This is a genomic window from Pseudomonas sp. FP2309, assembly GCF_030687575.1.
In the GTDB taxonomy this organism is placed as follows: domain Bacteria; phylum Pseudomonadota; class Gammaproteobacteria; order Pseudomonadales; family Pseudomonadaceae; genus Aquipseudomonas.
In genome coordinates, this window is the sequence record NZ_CP117439.1 from 2,585,064 (window position 1) to 2,603,395 (window position 18,332).

Here is an 18,332-nt window from a genome sequence, read left to right on the forward strand (position 1 = left end):
AAAACCCGGTACCCAGCCGATAACGGTTACAGGCCCACCGATCAATAACAACAGGGGTGGCCAGGGTCTGCGCTGCGCGTTGACGTACGCCGATCGTTTCGCCGCATGGATGTGCGCAAACACTACTTCCGAGAATCTGTCTATGTCCCTTCGCCAGCTGAATATCGCCCCTCGAGCCTCTCTGGGTTTCGCGCTTATTGCGTTTCTAGTCGTTGTATTGGGAGTGTTTGCGGTCAACCGCATGACGCTGATTCGCGAGGCGTCGGTGGCTATGAGTGCCAACCAGTTGCCGAGTGTGACGCATCTGGCGACCATGACCGAAAACGTGCTGCGCATGCGCATTCTGTCATTTCGGGTACTGGTCAACCGTGAGCCGGCCGCCCTGCAGGAAGCTGAAGCGCGCATCGGCGTACTGACCGATAAGGTCAAAACCGCCCAGGCTGCTTACGCGGCATTGCCCTTCGGTCCGGAGGAGTCGGCGCTGTTCAATACCTTCAGTGCCACGCTTGAAAACTATTTGAAGGCCCAGGCCGACATGCTCGTCCTTTCCAGGCAAGGCAAGGTTGAAGAGATGCGTGCGCTTATCAACAGCCGCGTCAAGGAAGGCACCGACAAGATGGGAGAGCAGTTGAACAAGCTGATTGCGATCAACGCAGCCGACGCCAAGGCGGCGGACGCTGACGCCGGGCAGGGTTACGACAGCGCTATCGCCGGTGTGATTGGGGTGTCGCTCGCCGCCGCGCTGCTCACTGTAATGCTGGCCTGGCTGCTGACCCGCAGCATCGTCACGCCGTTGCGCAAAGCGCTGGGCGTAGCCGAGACCATTGCCGCCGGCGACCTCAGCAAAACCATCGAAGACGAAGGCAGAGACGAGCCCGCGCGCCTGCTCGGTGCCTTGGCCACCATGCAAGCCAACCTGCGCCAGACCATCCAGCACATCGCCGGCTCGGCCACGCAACTGGCGTCTGCCGCTGAAGAGCTGAGCGCCGTCACCGAGGAAGCCTCCAAAGGCTTGCAGCAGCAGAACAATGAAATCGATCAGGCCGCGACCGCGGTCAATGAGATGACGGCAGCAGTGGAAGAAGTCGCCCGCAACGCGGTGTCCACTTCCGAAGCGTCCGGGCAGTCCAGCAGTGCCGCGCGCGAGGGCCGCGACCGGGTGATGGAAACCGTCGGCGCGATCCAGACCATGACCCTTGACGTGCAAAACACCGCCGTGATGATCGAAGGCCTGGCCACCCAAGGCCGCGACATCGGCAAGGTGCTCGACGTGATCCGCGCGATTGCCGAGCAGACCAACTTGCTGGCGCTCAATGCCGCCATCGAAGCGGCCCGTGCCGGCGAAGCCGGGCGCGGTTTTGCGGTGGTGGCTGACGAAGTGCGGGCCCTGGCTCATCGCACGGCGCAGTCGACTCAGGAGATCGAAAAAATGGTCGCCGGCATCCAGAACGGCACCGGTGAAGCCGTGCAATCCATGCAGCAGAGTAATCAGCGTACGCAAAACACGCTGGAAATGGCCCGCGCCGCCGGGGTGGCGCTGGAGCAGATCACCCAGTCGATCAGCTTGATCAACGAGCGCAACCTGGTGATCGCCAGTGCGTCGCAAGAGCAGGCTCAGGTGTCGCGGGAAGTGGACCGCAATCTCGTCAACATCCGTGACCTGGCCACCCAGTCGGCGGCGGGGGCCAACCAGACCAGCGCGGCCAGCCATGAACTGTCGCGCCTGGCGGTGGACCTGAATGGGATGGTGGCGCGCTTCGTGATTTAACCACGGGCACCGCGCACTCTGCGGCGAACGGGCCTGTTGTGGCGAGCCCGCTTGCCACAGGGGCTCAGGGTTTCCACGCGGATGGATTGACCAGGTTTTTGGGTTTTTCGCCTGCCAGCGCGGCCAGCAGATTATCCACCGCACACGTGGCCATCGCTTCGCGCGTTTCATGGGTCGCCGAACCGATATGCGGCGTCGCCACCACGTTTTTCAAACGCAGTAACGGCGAGTCATGACGCAGCGGCTCGCGCTCGAACACATCCAACCCTGCCGCACGAATGGTGCGCTGCTGCAACGCCTCGATCAGCGCCGCTTCGTCCACCACCTTGCCCCGCGAGATATTGATAAATATCGTCTCGGCGCCCATCTGTGCAAACTGCTCAGCACCGATCAGTCGCTCGGTTTGCGCCGTGAGCGGCAACGTCAGGCACACAAAATCAGCCTCTTGGAGCAACGCCGGCAAGCTGCGGTACTGCGCACCAAAACGCTGCTCCACGGCGGGCTTGGGGGACTGGCTGTGGTAGATCACCGGCATACCGAAGCCAAAATGCCCCCGCTGGGCCAGGGCTTCGCCGATACGGCCCATGCCGATGATGCCCAGGGTCTTGCCATGCACATCGCTGCCGAAGTGCGCCGGGCCGATGTTCTTGTTCCACTGGCCGGCACGCACCATATCCGCCAGCTCGACCACGCGTCGGGCGGTGGCCAGGATCAACGCAAAGCCAGTGTCGGCGGTGGTTTCAGTGAGCACGTCGGGGGTGTTGCTCAGCAGGATGCCGCGCCGGGTCAGGTAATCAATATCGTAGTTGTCGACCCCCACCGACACGCTGGCCACGGCTTTCAGGTGCGGGGCGAGGTCGAGCAGTTCGGCATCCAGGCGCAGACTGGCGCCCAGCAGGCCATGGGCCGTGGGCAGGGCGTCGCGCAGCGCGGCCAGACCGCTGTCGTCCAACGCGTCGATCAGGGTGACGTCGGCCTGTTCGTGCAGCCGGGCCATCAGCGGCGCGGAGAGCTTTTTGTATAAAATCACAGACTTTTTCATTGGGCTTTCACCTTCAGTTCAAGGGGCGCCAGGGGCGCGCGTTCACGGTCACTGGCGCCGGGCTTGAGGAAAATCGTCAGCACCACCGACAGCATCAACGCACCGCTCATCAACAGGTACGAAGCGCCGGGCGAGCCGGTGCTGCTATTGAGGTAACCCACCAGGTACGAGCCGCCGAACGAGCCGAGCGCGCCCATGCTGTTGATCAGCGCCATGGCGCCACCGGCGACGTTGGCCGGCAGGATTTCCGGGACGATGGCAAAGAACGGCCCATAAGGCGCATACATGCACGCGCCGGCAATTACCAGCAGGGTGTAGGACCACCAGAAGTGTTCGGCGCCGAGGACGTAGGAGGCGTAGAACGCAATCGAGGCGATCAGCAGCGGCGGCCACACGAAGCGTTTACGCTTTTGCAGCTTGTCCGAGCCCCAGCTCACCGCCAGCATGCCGATCACCGCCGCCAGGTAAGGCAGCGCCGACAGCCAGCCGGCTTCGACCATGTCCATTTGCAAACCGGCCTTGAGGATCGACGGCAGCCACAGCACAAAGCCGTACACGCCGATGCTCCAGCAGAAAAACTGCAACGCCAGGATGATCACCTTGGGCGAGCGGAAGGCTTCGCCGTAGTTCTTCACTGCCTTGATGCCCACCTGTTCGGCGGCGAGGGCACTTTCCAGGGCATTTTTTTCGCTGTCGCTCAGCCATTTGGCGTCCTTGGGACGCTCATCGGCCAGGCGCCACCAGATAAACGCCCACAAGACCGCCGGCAAGCCTTCAATGATGAACATCCAGCGCCAGCTGAAATGCTGCACCAGATAGCCCGAGACCACCGACATCCACAGCATGGTCACCGGGTTGCCGAGGATCAGAAAGGTGTTGGCCCGTGAGCGTTCGGCACGGGTGAACCAGTGGCACAGGTACACCAGCATCGCTGGCATCACTGCGGCCTCGACCACGCCGAGCATGAAGCGAATGACGATCAGCATGTAGGCGTTGGAGACTACGCCGGTGAGGGTGGCCAGGCTGCCCCACAGGATAAGGCTGACGAAAATCAGTTTTTTGACGCTGCGCTTTTGCGCATAGATCGCCCCCGGCACTTGAAAGAAGAAGTAACCGAGGAAGAACAGCGCCCCCAGCAATGACGACATGCCGGGGGTGATCATCAAGTCTTCGGCCATCCCGGAGGCGGCGGCGAAGCCGTAGTTGGCGCGGTCCAGGTAGGCCAGGCTGTAAGTGATAAAAACGATGGGCATGATGTACCACCAGCGGCGGGTGGCGAATTTCACGGTGTCCATGGGCTTGCTCCTGAGCTTGTTGTAGTTGTGGCAACAGGGTGTGGGTCACGCAACGGATCGGGCGGGTAATTCGGCGCGAGTCGGCAGGCCTTCCATATCGCCGCGGCTTTGCACGGCGCGGCTGCCGATCCAATTGCCGCGTTGTACGGCCTCGCGAAAGCCTGAATTTTCGAGCAGGGCGCTGATCATGCCCACGGCAAAGCCGTCGCCGGCACCGACGGTGTCCACCACCTGTTCCACGCGTACGGCGTCGACAAAGCCTTGGTCCATGTGGGTGCGAAAGTAAGCGCCGTCGGGACCGAGCTTGATGGCCACCGCCTCGGCGCCCCGGTCGAGGTAAAACGCGGCGATATCCGCCGGGTCGTCGAAACCGGTGAGCAAACGGCCTTCGCCCAGGCCCGGCAGTACCCAGTCGGCCAGGCCGGCGAGGGCGTTGATCTCGCGGACCATCTGCGTCTGGCTGGCCCATAGCGAGGGGCGCAGATTGGGGTCGAACGACACGCTGTGCCCGGCTTTGCGCATCTGCGTCATCAGCTCGCGGGACAGTTCGCCGGTGGCTTCGGACAGCGCCGGCGGAATGCCCGTGGCGTGCAAATGGCGCGCCTGCAGCAGCGCCGGGCTGATGGCCGCGATGGACAAGTGGCTGGCGGCGGAGCCTTTGCGGAAGTACTCCACCTGGGGATCGGCGCCGGTGTCTTCGCGGGACTTGAACTGAAAGCCGGTGGGGTGCAAGGGATCGACCGCCACATGCCGGCAATCCAAGCCTTCCTTCTGCAAGGTGTCGACCACAAAGCGCCCGAGGGAATCGTCACCGACGCGGCTCAACCATGCCACGTTGAAGCCCAGGCGTGACAGGCCGATGGCAACATTGCTGTCGGCCCCGGCGATGCGTTTGTGAAACTGCGTGACCTGGGCCAGATCACCGGCCTGCTCGGCGACAAACATCGCCATGGTTTCGCCGAACGACAGGATATCGATATCAGACATGGGCGTTCTCCTCACGGGGTTGGCCAAGCAGGGCGAGGCTGGCGACCTGTTGCGCGGTGACCTCGGTCAGGTCATCGCCTTGCAGCGGAAATTCCACGGCCCGTGTAATGCCTTGAGTCATGTGCTTGAGCAGTTGTTCCCACAGTTGCAGGTCAGTGGCGCCGGGCGGCAGCGCCACCAGTTTGCCGTCCGCGCGGCGCGCCACGGCTTTGCAATGCAGATAGTCCACGTGCCGGCCCAGCAGGCGTGCAGCGGTGAGGGCGGACTGGTCCTGCCACTGCCAGTTGCCGATGTCGAAGGTCATCTTCACCGGCAGGCCCAAGCGTTCGACTGCGCTGAAGAAGCGCTGCATCGGCTCGATACGTCCGCCGTGCAGGGTCTGGTCGTTTTCCACCAGCAGCGCGACCGGGTGCCGGTTGAGCAGGGCGTGCAGGCTGTCCAGGTCATTGGTATCGGTGAAGTAACCCAGGGAGACTTTCAGCCAACGAGCACCGAAGGTGTGGGCGCGATCCAGGGTGGCAGCCAGCTCGGCATTCGGCTGAGCGCGGCCGGCGACCCACAGCTCCAGCGGCGATGAGAACACGGCTTCAAGGCCGTGAGCGGCCGCGGCGGCTGACAGCTCGGTGGGCCTCTCGACGGTAAGCAACTCTTCACGCCATTCAATGCGTTGCGCCCCGGCGGCGGCCAGTAACTCAACGAAACTCAATTGGCCCTGCCGGCGGACCAGGTCGGCGCCGTAGCTGGAGAGGCTGATGGAGACGGGGTATTTATGCATTGTTGTTACCTCTGAAACCGGTTTCATTTTTGTGCAAAAAATTTAAGTGGGTTGTGTCGAGCCGCGAACAATCAGCTCCGGCAGGAAATCCAGGGTGCGCGTCGGCGCAGTGTCGCCGCGCAGGCGCTTGAGCAGGCAGTCGAACGCGCTGGCGCCAATCGCTTCGGTGGGCTGGGCGAGGGCGGTGATGCCGGAACCCACCAGCGGATACCAGTCCAGGTCATCCAGGGCGATCAGGCCGACGTCGGCAAACAGGTCAACGCCCAACGCCTTGAGTGCGCGAGTGCAGGTCAGGGCAGCGACGCCGTTGGCGCAGAACAACGCCTTGGCGCCGGGTTTTGCGAGAAAGGCTTGCAGGTGAATGTGCAGCGCGTCGTCCAGTTCCAGCACCGCGCCGCTCAAGCCGGGGCGCGCGGCAATTTCGGCCTTGAAGCTCGCCAGGCGCTCCAGGCGTGAGCTGGTGCCGTCGGTGGCTTCGCTCACCAGCAACACCTCGCGGTAGCCTTGCTGTTCCAGGTGTTCCACGGCCATGCGCACGGCGGCAGGGTTGTCCAACCCCACCAGGTCGCTGTGCAGCGGCTCGACTTTGCGGTCCACCAGCACCAGGGGCATCTCGCGCTGTAATTCCAGCAACCTGTCGAGGTGATGGCCGAGGGTGTTCACGATCAGCCCTTCGATGTTGTACGAACGCAGCGCCGCCAGGTGTTGGCGTTCCTGCTCGTCATCGCGGTCGGTATTGCACACCACCAGGCTGTAGCCATGCTGGCGGCAGGCGGTTTCGACGCCGTGCATCACGGCAATGGAATAGGGGTTGCGGATATCGGCCACCAGCATGCCGATCAGGCGGGTGCGCCCACGCTTGAGGCCGCGGGCCATCTGGTTGGGGCGGTAGCCGAGTTCCTCGATGGCTTGCTCGATGCGCAGCGCCGTGGCATCGGAGAGCAGGGCACGGTCATCGCCAATAAAGCGCGACACACTGGCCTTGGACACGCCGGCGCGCTCGGCCACATCGAGCATGGTGACGCGGCTGCGCTGGGCGGCGGAAAAAGTAGTCACGGTGGCAGGCCTTTCTTATTGGATGTTGTATAGCGGTGAAACCGGTTTCAGGAAACCGCAACAACCCAAAAACGTCAAGTGCCTTTGTGCGCAAACGTGGAAATGCTCGGTGGGTGCGCCCGACGAACGGCAGCGTTACCTGTCAACTTTGACAGTATCGGTGGAGCGCTATTGGGTATTCACTCTGTCTTACATCAATTGCTATAACCCCTTACCGACGCGGTGTACAACGACATGGACACAACTCCAGCGGATACCACTCCTATAAATAGCCAGGCCGACAGTTTGATCGAGGTTGCGTCTATCGAGGCGTTTGCCACCCCCACCTTAGATGCACCGGAGCTGGTTAACGCATTGCCCGATGGGTTGATCCCGACCCGTTATCTATTTGAGGATTTGCCCGTACGGTTAAAAGACCCGTGGAGGTTTTTGCCGGGGGAAGGCGAGAGCGACTGGGTGACCTTTATTTGGGATGTTCAAGGAAGTGTGCCGTTTGAACTTGAGCCCATTGAGTTGCGTGGACCTATTACCGCCGATCAATTCCCCCTGACGGTAAATATTCCCCAGTCGTACTTTCAAAATAACGCGGTGGTTGATCTTTCTTATCGAATCAACAATCTTGAGCAGGACAGTGAGGCGTTCGAAACGTCTTGGATCACCACCATTACTATTGATCGAACGGCGCCCGGCGGAGGGCAGCTGTTTAATGCCGCAAGATTTCTGATTGATCCGATTACTGAGTTTGATTTAACGAGTAATACGACACTCGCGGTCGAAGTTCCTGGCGATTATCTGGATCGAAAAACCGCTGATGCCGTAGTGACTTATTTGAGTGGCAGTGACACCCTGCCGACACGCCCGGCCAACCACGAGCAAGTGTTTAACGCCATCACCGGCACAATGCTTATGCAGGTGCCAGTGTCGGAGATCCGTAAGTTTGCCGGTAACCCGGTGCTTTATTTGTTTTATCGGGTACGTGATCGCGCAGGGAATACGTCTGCTCAGTACTCGTTGGTCGCCAGTGCCACACTGCTCATCAATCCCGCGCCAGCCAATCTGTCTATTCCTGAAGTGCCTGCCTATAATGCCGACCTGCTGGTTAATCGCGAGGATGCGCGCACTATTGTCTCGGTCAGGGTGCGTAGCTACACCCACCGACTGCCGGGTGATCAATGTGTCGTCGAGTGGGACGGGATCAAGCTCCCTGCGGTGGCGGTCGACACGCTGCCGTTCTCAGTGCCGGTGCCGTGGAGTGTATTGATCGCCAATGGCGCGAATCTGCGTCGCATCACTAATGTACCGGTGCGTTATTACATTCTACGGGCCGGGGATACGGTAGGTCCCGGCGTACGCTCCCCGCTGAAACAGGTCACTGTGGACATGACCGTTGCGGGCCAGGAGAACCCTCAGGCACCCATCCTGTTAAATCGTCTATTAGCGCTGGTCAATATTCATGGCGCGGTTTCCCCGATTCCAAACCGTTTGGATAGCCGCGATGCCGACAAGCCTGTGAGGGCCTCGTTTACCTTGTTCGACAACCCCGTGCCCGGTGAACGGGCATTACTTTATTGGCCAAGCCGGACGGATCCGGTAGCGACTTATCTCGTCAAAGCCGGGGATGTCGGTGGCAAAGTTGTCGACTTTGATAATCTCATCGATTGGCAGGTCATCAAGGACGGTAACAGCAGCGCCAGTACCCTAGTTCATTATCGGACGGACAATGGTGTAAACCAACAGCTGTCACCCGATCAGACCGTTTTTATCAATCTTGTACCGCCGATCAAGTATGCAGCGCCTAGTTTTCCTCAGTCATTACAACACCCCAATAAGTACCTTACATGTTACACACAGCCACCCATTTGGCTTGGTATAAGCGTATTGGTTGCCCCCGCTCCGAATGTGTTAATGCCGGGCGATGTGGTCATTTTGACATGGCAGGGTTTTCTCAACTACCCGGATCGTAATCCGTTGCCGGCAACGAATGAAACATTTGAGTATACATGGGCGGAAAACCAGACGACTCATGAGTTTACGGTGCAGCCCTATGAGACGCTGATCAGACCGTTGAGTGACTATGCAGGAGGATCGGCACGCTACAGTGTGTTCCGAAATAACATCCTGCTCGGGGCTTCAAGGGTCGCTTATGTGCCTATCGATCGTAAGCACGCCACGGGTAATTACTGTGGGCCTAACGGTATTGGGCCAGGCGAGAAATAAAGTTCAGCCATTCTTAAGTTTTCTATGAAGTATTAGTTTAGCTAAAGGACGTGTAGTGCATTGCACAGGCAGGCCGTTGCGCGCTGTGTTCATACCAAGTGACGAAGGAGAATATGAAATGCTCAAGATTTCAGACAAAGTAGCAGCCGTTATGCTTGCCAGCGTGCCCACGCTGCCAAAGCCAGATATCAGAGAGCGTTTGGATGAGACGGGCATTATTTCATCCGCCACCGCCGATATCGGTATAACCCTTGAGTGTCGCACGGGCAGATTTTCAGACGAACTGACCTGGATTGAAATTCAGCAAAGGGACCTCAATCAGCCGAGCACGGGTTGGAGCGTGCTGATAGCCCCCTTTCAAACTGGCGTTCCTGAGGACACTGTGCTGGCGGTACCTATTCCCGCCCCTGTCGATACCGCCGGTTTTGTGCACGGTCGCTTTGAACTCAGGTATGCGCTCTATCTGGACTTTGATGGTGTGGCGGGCGACCTGGATGAATTCTCCATCGCCACGCCGTTTATCGTGGACAGAATTGGTCCATACCGTGCCGCTGGCCTGGGTAATAGCGTGCAGCCGCCTGTCGCACCCTACCCGGCGACTGTACCGACACCCATTACTAAGGCTTTTCTCGACGCCAACCCGACGATCGAGGTCATCGTTCCCCCCAACAGCTATACGATCGCCAGCGGTCAGTACCAGCCAGGCGACATGATTCAATTTTACCTGAGCCCCAATTTGTTTCCGCAGGACATGTACAAGATCGGCGATCCGGTTCCAATGCAGGCCGCTCCGGGTACGCCGTATTCACTGCCCTCATCGGCGTACACCACGGGTGGCGTGATGAATCTGTTCCACGTCATTACCGACAAAGCGGGCAACCCCAGCCTCCCTTCCTTTTCCGAAACTCGCCAAGTGGTGCTGTCGGACCCACCAGAGCAAAAAGATATTTTCTTTCCCTTGGCGCCAGCGCCGGAGCCCGTGCCTGGGCCTGGCCCCAGCACCGACGATTTGCTCAATATTGCAGACTATGTGGCCGGCATCGAAGCGCATGTCAGAACGTATCTGAACCACCTGCCAATTGATCGAATTGAGATCAAATGGGGTTCCCAGCCCTACAGCTTGCTGTCTGCACCCTTTACTACATTCCCCCTGATCTTCAAAAGCGGCCTGAACGATTTGATTAAGGCCGAATACGGAACTAAAGAAGGGCCGCAGCCGACCACGGTGCTATACCGAATCGTTCAAGGCACTCAAACCTTCGAATCGCTCCCCAAAATTGTCAAGGTAGATTTGAGTGTGCCGGGGCCGGTTAACCCCGGAGAGCCAGGAACCGTCAACCCCAATTTGAAACCTGCGCAGTTCACGGGCGGTGGGCCGACGCCTGTTCTGAATACATTGAATGAGTCTGACGCCGGTCTTCCTGTCACCGTGATCATCCCGCTGTGGACAGTCCCACCACCGATGCCCGGACAAACCGTCACTGTTGTGAGGCCTGATGGCACCTCCATCTTGCCTCCTCAGACGATCGGCACCCAACTTCCGGGTGAAGATCTCACCTTCACCATCCCATGGAGTGATATTGAGCCCGGTGGTAACACCGTTCAGAACTTCCGCTACATCGTGGAGTCATTGACAACCAGCAACCCGAATCTTGGGCCTTCTACCGCGGTCACTGTTATCAACGCTGTGACGCAGGCACTGCCGCCTCCGGTTTTTCGGCGACTCCAATCCGGTCAGCTGACCTGCAGCTCACTGGGCCCACTTCCACAGTCGACGCCTCCGGATTACTTTGCGCAGGTCTTCGTGGCCGGCGACCCACGGATGGTAGTGGGGCAAATGCTCAATTTGACCGTCAGGGTATATCGGCCGCGCGTGGGGCCCGTGGTGGAGGAAAACCAGGATGTGTTCCCTCAGATGATAACGGAGGCTATCAGGCTCACTGGCTTCACCTTCACGATCCCGTTCCGTCCGTTGATCATCACTGCCCGACTCGGCGTGGCAGTGGCTACCGTTTCCACGATGTTTGCCGGAGGTGTCATAGGACGCGGCACTGTGACCGTCAATGCGCGTTCAGTGTTGTCGCAATCTTACTGTGACCTGACGCCGGTACCTGAAGGGCCATAAAAAACCAAACGATCAGCAGTTCCTTCCCCGGCGGTAGTAAGGGGGAGGGGCTGATGATTGTTTTTTAATTCATACGCGGTTCAAAGTTTTTTATACGGGACAAAGAGGATTAATCCTACAGAGTAGTGGAGTGTTGCTCCGTACTCTGTGCACCTCCTGAGGTTGGGCCCGCCCTTGTTAAATATGGCGCGAACCGAACCGTTTTCCAAAGCGCTAGAGAGAGTGACTGCCCATGTCGGCACTGAATATGTTCGAACTCAAACCATTGAGTGCGATTATGAAGGTTCCCACCATTACATTCTGCATGTTTGTTGCGGTTCAAGGGCAAGCACAGGCAGTCCCGTTAGTGGGTGAGCAAAGAGCTATCGATTCCACTACACCCGTAACCGACTGGCAACTTTCCAGTCTGTCCACGCTGGACATGAATGGCGCATCGGCCACAGTGATAGACCTTTCAGACTCTACGCTGAATATGAACCCCGGCAGTTCGACGAATGATATCCGTGCTGTTGCAGGTTCAATTGTCAATATAAACTCGTCGAGCGTATCTTCCACCAACACCACGTTTGCTGCGGTGCGTTTGGAAAATAGTTCGGCTTCAATTAATAACAGTACGATCACCAGTACTGGCAGCGTAGGTTTGCAGGCTCTTGGTATTGCAGGTGACCCCCGCGGCTCTTCCGTAGATGTAACGGCAAGTACCATTAGTGGTGTTCGAGGCGGCGCGCAAGCTTCCAGCGGCAGCCAGTTGAACTTCAAACAAAATACGCAAGTATCGGGGACTGGGGCGGGCGCCAGCGGCCTAAGTCTGCAAGGCGGCACGGCGACGGCCAGCCAAAGTACAATCACCGGTGCTGGTAATGGGGTGGTGTTCATCCGGGATCCCCGCGACACCACAGATGGCAAGTTGGTGTTGGACCAATCGGTGGTTGAAGGCACTGCCGGCTCGGCTATCGTGGTCAGGGGGGCGGGCGCGCGTGCGCCTGTGGTATCGATAGACGTGCTTAACGGCTCCACGTTGAAGGGCGGCGACGGCAATCTTTTAAATGTTTCCGGCGGTGGTTCGGCGACGATGACGGTTGATAACAGCCGAAATCTGCTGGGTAATGTGGTTGCCGACGCCACGAGCACGATTCATTTGACCCTGCGGAACAATGCCGAGCTGTCGGGCAAATTGGAGAATGTCTCCAGCTTGAACGTGGGCGACGCGTCCAACTGGAACATGACCGGCGACAGCTCGGTGGGGGCGCTGAACATGGCTGGCGGCACCGTGACCATGGGCGCGCCAAATGAGTTTTATCAGTTGAACCTCGCGACGCTGTCCGGCAACGGCACCTTTGTCATGGACACTTATTTCCACCCAAACGATGGCAAGACCGATTATATCAATGTGACCGGCGAAGCCACGGGTAGCCATAGCCTGGCGTTGTCGGCCAGCGGTGCCGAATTGGTCAAGACCAAGGTTGTGCACACCGGTGGCGGTGATGCGGTCTTTTCCCTTGAGGGCGGTCCGGTTGACGCGGGGGCCTATGCCTATGGCCTGAAAAAGGAAGGTAATGACTGGTTCCTGGACACCGAAAACCGCGTGATAAGCAGAAGTGCTCGCGTAGTGACAGCACTGTTCAACACCCCGGTGACGGTCATGACAGCTGAAGAGGGTTCGTTGCGCGCACGTATGGGCGAATTGCGCTACTCCCCGAAGAGCACAGGCCTGTGGATCCGTGGTTTCGGCAGCAAATATGATGTATCCCAGAGTTCAGGGACTGGCTACACGCAGAACCTGCAAGGTTTCTCGATCGGTGCTGACATGCCGTTGGGCGATAGCCAGTGGAAGGTGGGTGTATTCGGTGGTCACAGCAATTCCGACGTGAACCCCGTTCGCGGCTCGTCCGGTACGGTCAAGAGTTACTTCCTGGGCACTTATGCAACCTGGATGGACGACGAAAGCGGTTTCTACTTTGATGCGGTCGCCAAAGCCAACCGTTTCCACAATGAGGTCAAGGCCACGCTCAGCGATAACACCTCCACCAAGGGCAACTACAGCAATGTGGGCGGTGGTCTGTCGGCTGAGTTCGGCCGTCATATCAACATCGGTGAGAGCTCCTATATTGAACCGTACGGTCGTGTGTCGACCATTGTGGTCCAGGGTGGAACGTACAGCCTGAAAAATGGCTTGCAAGTGGACGGTGAGCGTACCCGCTCAAGGACGGCCGAGGCCGGCGCGACCATTGGGCATGAGTTCCAGCTCGACGATGGCACGCTCATTAAGCCCTACCTGCGTGCGGCAATGGTCCACGAATTTGCCGACAATAATAAGGTTCTGATTAACAATCAGGCCTTTAACAACGACTTGTCGGGCTCGCGCAGCAAGTATGGTGCAGGCGTGGCGGTGAAGTTTACCGAGGATCTGCAAATGCATGCCGACGTTGAGACCAGCACCAGCGACAAAATCAAACAGAAAGCGGCTGTGAACGTGGGCCTGCGTTATGCGTTTTAAATAAACAAGGCACAATAAAAAGCCCTGGTCGAAAGACCAGGGCTTTTTATTGCGTGCTGTTCTCGGTATCTAAAGACTGAAATCAAATTTGATATTCAACGCATGGTCTTTTTCCACGATGGTATCGCCCGTCACGACATAGCCCTTAATTTGCAGCGGGTGAGAAGAGATTTTTTGCACGACCAGAGCACCTACCTCGTACGGTAAGACGCGCGGTGTCTTGATGCCCTTGAATGAAACCCAGACGATGACTGTCTTTTTAAATTTTTCAAGACGCAGTTCTTCGTCGAGTTTGACGTTATCCGGGAACTGAATATAAATCTCTTCCGAACTACCGTCATCGTCCCGGTGAATGGCGGTAACCATGACAACACCGTTGTCCTGGATGACATTGATTTCGGATGTTTTAAAGGTGTGTTCACCTACCGATCCTTCGACCACACCTGTTGTGGCGGGATATGAACTGGGGATTTTGCGTTGCGGGGTACTTTGTGCCGACATGATCGCCTCTCCATCAATGATGTTTATGCGAAGCCCAGAAGCGCGATTGCTTCTGCCTTCGGGTATCAAGCCGCAAAAATAATTTTTATGTAACTGTCAAAAGTCACAGTTTACAAAAGTGGGTTTATGGTCTTGTCTTGCATCGGTTGCGGGGTAACGCATCATCGCCGTCGTAAAGCTATTGTGAAGGCGCGACGCCACTCAACGCCCCCCTTCGGCATTGGGCGTTAAATGTGACAGTCCCAAAAAAAGAAATTTTAATAACGCTTTACCGAGTCTGCGTTTGATCGCTCAGCTAAACAGACCCGCAGCGATATTAATCGAGAAACCCAGGATCGCCGTGTTGAACAGAAATCCGATCAATGACTGCCCCAACACCACCTTGCGCAAACTGCGCGTGGCCACCCCGACATCGGCCGTTTGCACCGCTACACCGATGGTGAACGAGAAGTACAGGAAGTCCCAATAATTGGGGGTGCGTAACCCTTCGGCGAAGCGCAGCGCAGGCTCGTCGCCTTGCCACGTGTAGAACAGGCGGGCGTAGTGCACGCTGAAAATCACCCCGATCAGCAGCCATGAGCCGATCACCGTCAATACAGTAAACCCGTAATGCAGCAGACGCGCGGTGCTGTCCAGGTCTTTGCTGCCTGCCAGGTTGAGGGTAATGGTCGCCAGGCTGGCAATCGCCGCGATGCACACCATGAACAACACCAGGCCTGCGTTCTCATCCTCGATGTCGGCGATGCGCTTTACATCATCGGCGTGGGCGTGGCTGGTCAGCCACAGCATCAGCGCCAGGTAGGTCCAGACCCCGGCGTTCCAGCCGATCAGGACCTTGCTGATGAGCGTATCGGCCGGCGCCAGAATACCCACGGCAAGGCCCAGTATGGCGGCGCACGAAAGGCGAGGGTGGGTGCGGGCGAGGAAGGCCATAGGTGCTCACGACAGGGGATGTGGTGAGCACCATAGCGCATTTTTTACCGGCGCTTGCGCACCAGCTTCATGACCACCACAAAGAACACCGGCACGAACACCACCGCCAGGGTTGCGGTAATCATCCCGCCGATCACGCCGGTGCCGATCGCCTGCTGGCTCGCCGAGCTGGCGCCCGTGGCAATCGCCAACGGCACCACGCCAAGGATAAACGCCAGCGAGGTCATGATGATCGGTCGCAGGCGCAGGCGCGCTGCTTTCAGGGTGGCGCTGACCAAGTCTTCGCCCTGGTCATACAGGTCCTTGGCGAACTCGATGATCAGAATCGCGTTCTTCGCCGACAGACCAATGATGGTGATCAAGCCTACCTTGAAGAACACATCGTTGGGCATGCCGCGCAGGGTCACCGCCAGCACCGCGCCGAGCACGCCCAGTGGCACCACCAGCAGCACGGACGTTGGGATCGACCAGCTTTCATACAGCGCCGCCAGGCACAGGAACACGATCAGCAGCGACAGCCCCAGCAGCACGGGGGCCTGAGCACCGGACAAGCGTTCCTGCAGCGACAGCCCGGTCCATTCCTGGCCCAGGCCTGCCGGCAACTGGCTGACCAGGCGTTGGATCTCTTGCATCGCCTCACCGGTACTGTGCCCCGGCGCCGCTTCACCACTGATGGCAATGGCCGGGTAGCCGTTATAGCGCGTCAACTGCGCCGGACCCTGGGTCCATTTGGCTTCGACGAAGGCCGACAGCGGCACCATTTTGCCGGCGTTGTTGCGCACGTTGATCTTCATCAAATCCGCCACCTGGCTGCGCTGGTCGCCCTCGGCCTGCACCACCACGCGCTGCATGCGGCCCTGATTGGGGAAGTCGTTGACATAAGCCGAGCCAATCGCCGAAGACAGCACATTGCCCACATCGGCGAACGACACGCCGAGGGCGTTGGCTTGCTTGCGGTCCACCTCAAGCTGCACCTGCGGCGCTTCGGCCAGGGCGCTTTCGCGCACATTGGCCAGGATCGGACTTTTTTCGGCCGCCGCCAGCAATTCGGTACGCGCCGCCATCAACGCGGCGTGGCCGACACCACCGCGGTCCTGCAAGCGGAACTCGAAGCCACTGGAGGTGCCCAGGCCATCCACCGGCGGTGGCAGCACCGCATAGGCAACCGCATCCTTCAACTCACTGAACGCCGCGTTGGCACGGTCGGCAATCGATGCGGCGGAATCGTCGCTGCCGCGCTGCGACCAATCCTTGAGCGTGGTGAACGCCAGCGCCGCGTTCTGTCCGGAACCGGAAAAGCTGAACCCCATGATCATGGTGGTATCGCCCACCCCCGGCTCAGTGGCGTTATGCGCCTCGATCTGTTCGGCCACCTGCACCGTGCGGTTTTTGCTCGCGCCCGGTGGCAACTGAATATCGGTGATGGTGTAGCCCTGGTCTTCCACCGGCAGGAACGAGGCGGGCAGGCGCATGAACATCAGCCCCAGGCCCACCAACAGCACCAGGTAGATCAGCAGATACCGGCCGCTGCGCTTGAGCGCATAGGCCACCCAACCTTCGTAGCGGTCGGTGAGTTGCTCAAAGCGTTTATTGAACCAACCAAAGAAGCCGCCCTTGGCATGGTGCTCGCCCTCGGTAATCGGCTTGAGCAAGGTGGCGCAGAGGGCCGGGGTCAAGGTCAGGGCGAGGAACGCCGAGAACAGGATCGAGGTGGCCATCGACAGCGAGAACTGTTGGTAAATCACTCCCACCGAGCCCGCCATGAACGCCATCGGCAGGAACACCGCGACCAGCACCAGGGTGATACCAACGATGGCGCCGGTGATCTGGCCCATGGCTTTCTTGGTCGCGTCCTTGGGCGAAAGGCCCTCGGTGGCCATGATCCGCTCGACGTTCTCCACCACGACGATCGCATCGTCCACCAGGATGCCGATCGCCAGCACCATGCCGAACATGGTCAGCACGTTGATCGAGAAACCCAGCACCAGCATGGTGGCGAAGGTGCCCATCAGCGCAATCGGCACCACCAGGGTGGGGATCAACGTATAACGCACGTTTTGCAGGAACAGGAACATCACCGCAAACACCAGTGCCATGGCCTCCAGCAAGGTGTAGACCACCTTGGTGATCGAGACCTTAACGAACGGCGAGGTGTCGTACGGGATCTTGTATTCCACATTGGCCGGGAAGTAGCGCGACAGTTCGTCCATCTTCGCCCGCACCAGTGTCGCGGTGTTCAGCGCGTTGGCGCCCGGCGCCAGTTGCACGCTGACGGCGGTGGACGGTTTGCCGTTCAGGCGCGTAGAGAACTGGTATTCCTGGCTGCCGATTTCCACCCGCGCCACGTCGCCGATGCGCACGGTCGAGCCGTCCGGGTTGGCCTTGAGCACGATGTCAGCGAATTCCGCCGGGGTCGACAGTTGCCCCTTGACCAGGATTGCGGCGGTGATCTCCTGGGTCTTGGTCCCCGGCAGATCACCGATGCTGCCCGCCGACACCTGCGCGTTTTGTGCACTGATCGCGGCGTTGACGTCGGCCGGGGTCAGGTTGAAACCGATCAGTTTTTGCGGGTCGATCCAGATGCGCATGGCGCGTTCGGCGCCGTACAACTGCGCCTTGCCCACACCGTCCAGGCGCTTGAGTTCGTTCATCACGTTGCGCGCCAGGTAATCGCTGAGCGCCACGTCATCGAGCTTGCCGTCGTTGGATGTCAGCGTCACCAGCAGCAGGAAACCGGCAGAGACTTTCTCCACCTGCAAGCCCTGCTGCGTCACCGCCTGGGGCAGGCGTGGCTCCACGGCCTTAAGCCGGTTCTGCACATCGACCTGGGCCATTTCCGGGTTGGTGCCGGGCTGGAAGGTCGCCGTGATCGTCGCCGAGCCGAGGCTGCTCTGGGATTCGAAATACAGCAGGTGATCGGCGCCGTTAAGCTCCTGCTCGATCAGGCTGACCACGCTTTCGTCCAAAGTCTGGGCCGACGCGCCAGGGTACACCGCGTAGATTTCCACTTTCGGCGGTGCCACGTTGGGGTACTGGGCCACCGGCAACTGCGGGATGGCCAGTGCGCCGGCCAGCAGGATAAACAGGGCGACCACCCAGGCGAAGACCGGGCGGTCAATAAAGAACTGCGGCATGG

12 protein-coding genes are annotated in these 18,332 nt (G+C 59.1%); 4 read left to right on the top strand and 8 right to left on the bottom strand.

Going from position 1 to position 18,332, the window contains the following annotated elements:
• Positions 1 to 142: 142 nt before the first annotated feature.
• Positions 143 to 1,768 (top strand): methyl-accepting chemotaxis protein, encoded by a 1,626-nt coding sequence (locus tag PSH59_RS11830; RefSeq protein ID WP_305395130.1) that lies wholly within the window; start codon positions 143 to 145, stop codon positions 1,766 to 1,768.
• Positions 1,769 to 1,832: 64 nt separating this feature from the next.
• Here the strand turns inward: PSH59_RS11830 and PSH59_RS11835 are convergent, their stop codons facing one another.
• The 5 genes from PSH59_RS11835 to PSH59_RS11855 are packed head-to-tail and all read right to left on the bottom strand — an operon-like array spanning position 1,833 to position 6,923.
• The gene (locus tag PSH59_RS11835) at positions 1,833 to 2,810 is read right to left on the bottom strand and encodes an NAD(P)-dependent oxidoreductase (RefSeq protein WP_305395131.1); all 978 of its coding nucleotides are present in this window, start codon (positions 2,808 to 2,810) and stop codon (positions 1,833 to 1,835) included.
• Positions 2,807 to 4,105, bottom strand: a complete 1,299-nt coding sequence (locus PSH59_RS11840) for an MFS transporter (protein WP_248083746.1) — start codon at positions 4,103 to 4,105, stop codon at positions 2,807 to 2,809. Before PSH59_RS11840 ends, PSH59_RS11835 begins: the two co-directional genes overlap by 4 nt.
• Positions 4,106 to 4,150: 45 nt before the next feature.
• Positions 4,151 to 5,092, bottom strand: coding sequence for a sugar kinase (locus PSH59_RS11845; protein WP_305395132.1), 942 nt, complete (start codon positions 5,090 to 5,092; stop codon positions 4,151 to 4,153).
• Complete coding sequence (locus PSH59_RS11850; protein WP_305395133.1) at positions 5,085 to 5,867, bottom strand: sugar phosphate isomerase/epimerase; 783 nt, start codon at positions 5,865 to 5,867, stop codon at positions 5,085 to 5,087. The genes PSH59_RS11845 and PSH59_RS11850 overlap by 8 nt, the downstream gene beginning before the upstream one ends.
• A gap of 42 nt (positions 5,868 to 5,909) precedes the next feature.
• Positions 5,910 to 6,923: a LacI family DNA-binding transcriptional regulator gene (locus tag PSH59_RS11855; protein ID WP_305395134.1), complete on the bottom strand. Its 1,014-nt coding sequence runs from the start codon at positions 6,921 to 6,923 to the stop codon at positions 5,910 to 5,912.
• A 234-nt stretch (positions 6,924 to 7,157) separates the two neighbouring features.
• Here PSH59_RS11855 and PSH59_RS11860 point away from each other — a divergent pair, with 234 nt between their 5' ends.
• From PSH59_RS11860 to PSH59_RS11870, 3 genes are all read left to right on the top strand, one after another.
• The gene (locus PSH59_RS11860; RefSeq protein WP_305395135.1) at positions 7,158 to 9,140 is read left to right on the top strand and encodes a hypothetical protein; all 1,983 of its coding nucleotides are present in this window, start codon (positions 7,158 to 7,160) and stop codon (positions 9,138 to 9,140) included.
• Between the two features lie 118 nt (positions 9,141 to 9,258).
• Positions 9,259 to 11,265 carry a hypothetical protein gene (locus tag PSH59_RS11865; RefSeq protein WP_305395136.1) on the top strand — a complete coding sequence of 669 codons (2,007 nt, stop codon included), beginning with the start codon at positions 9,259 to 9,261 and terminating at the stop codon, positions 11,263 to 11,265.
• A 232-nt stretch (positions 11,266 to 11,497) separates the two neighbouring features.
• Complete coding sequence (locus PSH59_RS11870; RefSeq protein WP_248083751.1) at positions 11,498 to 13,762, top strand: autotransporter outer membrane beta-barrel domain-containing protein; 2,265 nt, start codon at positions 11,498 to 11,500, stop codon at positions 13,760 to 13,762.
• Positions 13,763 to 13,831: 69 nt separating this feature from the next.
• Here PSH59_RS11870 and PSH59_RS11875 read toward each other — a convergent pair whose 3' ends face one another.
• The 3 genes from PSH59_RS11875 to PSH59_RS11885 form a co-directional block, all read right to left on the bottom strand.
• Positions 13,832 to 14,263: a hypothetical protein gene (locus PSH59_RS11875; RefSeq protein WP_305395137.1), complete on the bottom strand. Its 432-nt coding sequence runs from the start codon at positions 14,261 to 14,263 to the stop codon at positions 13,832 to 13,834.
• 291 nt (positions 14,264 to 14,554) lie between these two features.
• Positions 14,555 to 15,196 (bottom strand): DUF1345 domain-containing protein, encoded by a 642-nt coding sequence (locus tag PSH59_RS11880; RefSeq protein ID WP_305395138.1) that lies wholly within the window; start codon positions 15,194 to 15,196, stop codon positions 14,555 to 14,557.
• 44 nt (positions 15,197 to 15,240) lie between these two features.
• Positions 15,241 to 18,330 carry an efflux RND transporter permease subunit gene (locus PSH59_RS11885; RefSeq protein ID WP_305395139.1) on the bottom strand — a complete coding sequence of 1,030 codons (3,090 nt, stop codon included), beginning with the start codon at positions 18,328 to 18,330 and terminating at the stop codon, positions 15,241 to 15,243.
• Positions 18,331 to 18,332 lie beyond the last annotated feature (2 nt).

Coding starts and splice junctions, on each gene's coding strand:
- PSH59_RS11830 (WP_305395130.1), top strand. CDS start 143: ATGTCCCTTCGCCAGCTGAATATCGCCCCTCGAGCCTCTCTGGGTTTC.
- PSH59_RS11835 (WP_305395131.1), bottom strand. CDS start 2,810: ATGAAAAAGTCTGTGATTTTATACAAAAAGCTCTCCGCGCCGCTGATG.
- PSH59_RS11840 (WP_248083746.1), bottom strand. CDS start 4,105: ATGGACACCGTGAAATTCGCCACCCGCCGCTGGTGGTACATCATGCCC.
- PSH59_RS11845 (WP_305395132.1), bottom strand. CDS start 5,092: ATGTCTGATATCGATATCCTGTCGTTCGGCGAAACCATGGCGATGTTT.
- PSH59_RS11850 (WP_305395133.1), bottom strand. CDS start 5,867: ATGCATAAATACCCCGTCTCCATCAGCCTCTCCAGCTACGGCGCCGAC.
- PSH59_RS11860 (WP_305395135.1), top strand. CDS start 7,158: ATGGACACAACTCCAGCGGATACCACTCCTATAAATAGCCAGGCCGAC.
- PSH59_RS11865 (WP_305395136.1), top strand. CDS start 9,259: ATGCTCAAGATTTCAGACAAAGTAGCAGCCGTTATGCTTGCCAGCGTG.
- PSH59_RS11870 (WP_248083751.1), top strand. CDS start 11,498: ATGTCGGCACTGAATATGTTCGAACTCAAACCATTGAGTGCGATTATG.
- PSH59_RS11875 (WP_305395137.1), bottom strand. CDS start 14,263: ATGTCGGCACAAAGTACCCCGCAACGCAAAATCCCCAGTTCATATCCC.
- PSH59_RS11880 (WP_305395138.1), bottom strand. CDS start 15,196: ATGGCCTTCCTCGCCCGCACCCACCCTCGCCTTTCGTGCGCCGCCATA.
- PSH59_RS11885 (WP_305395139.1), bottom strand. CDS start 18,330: ATGCCGCAGTTCTTTATTGACCGCCCGGTCTTCGCCTGGGTGGTCGCC.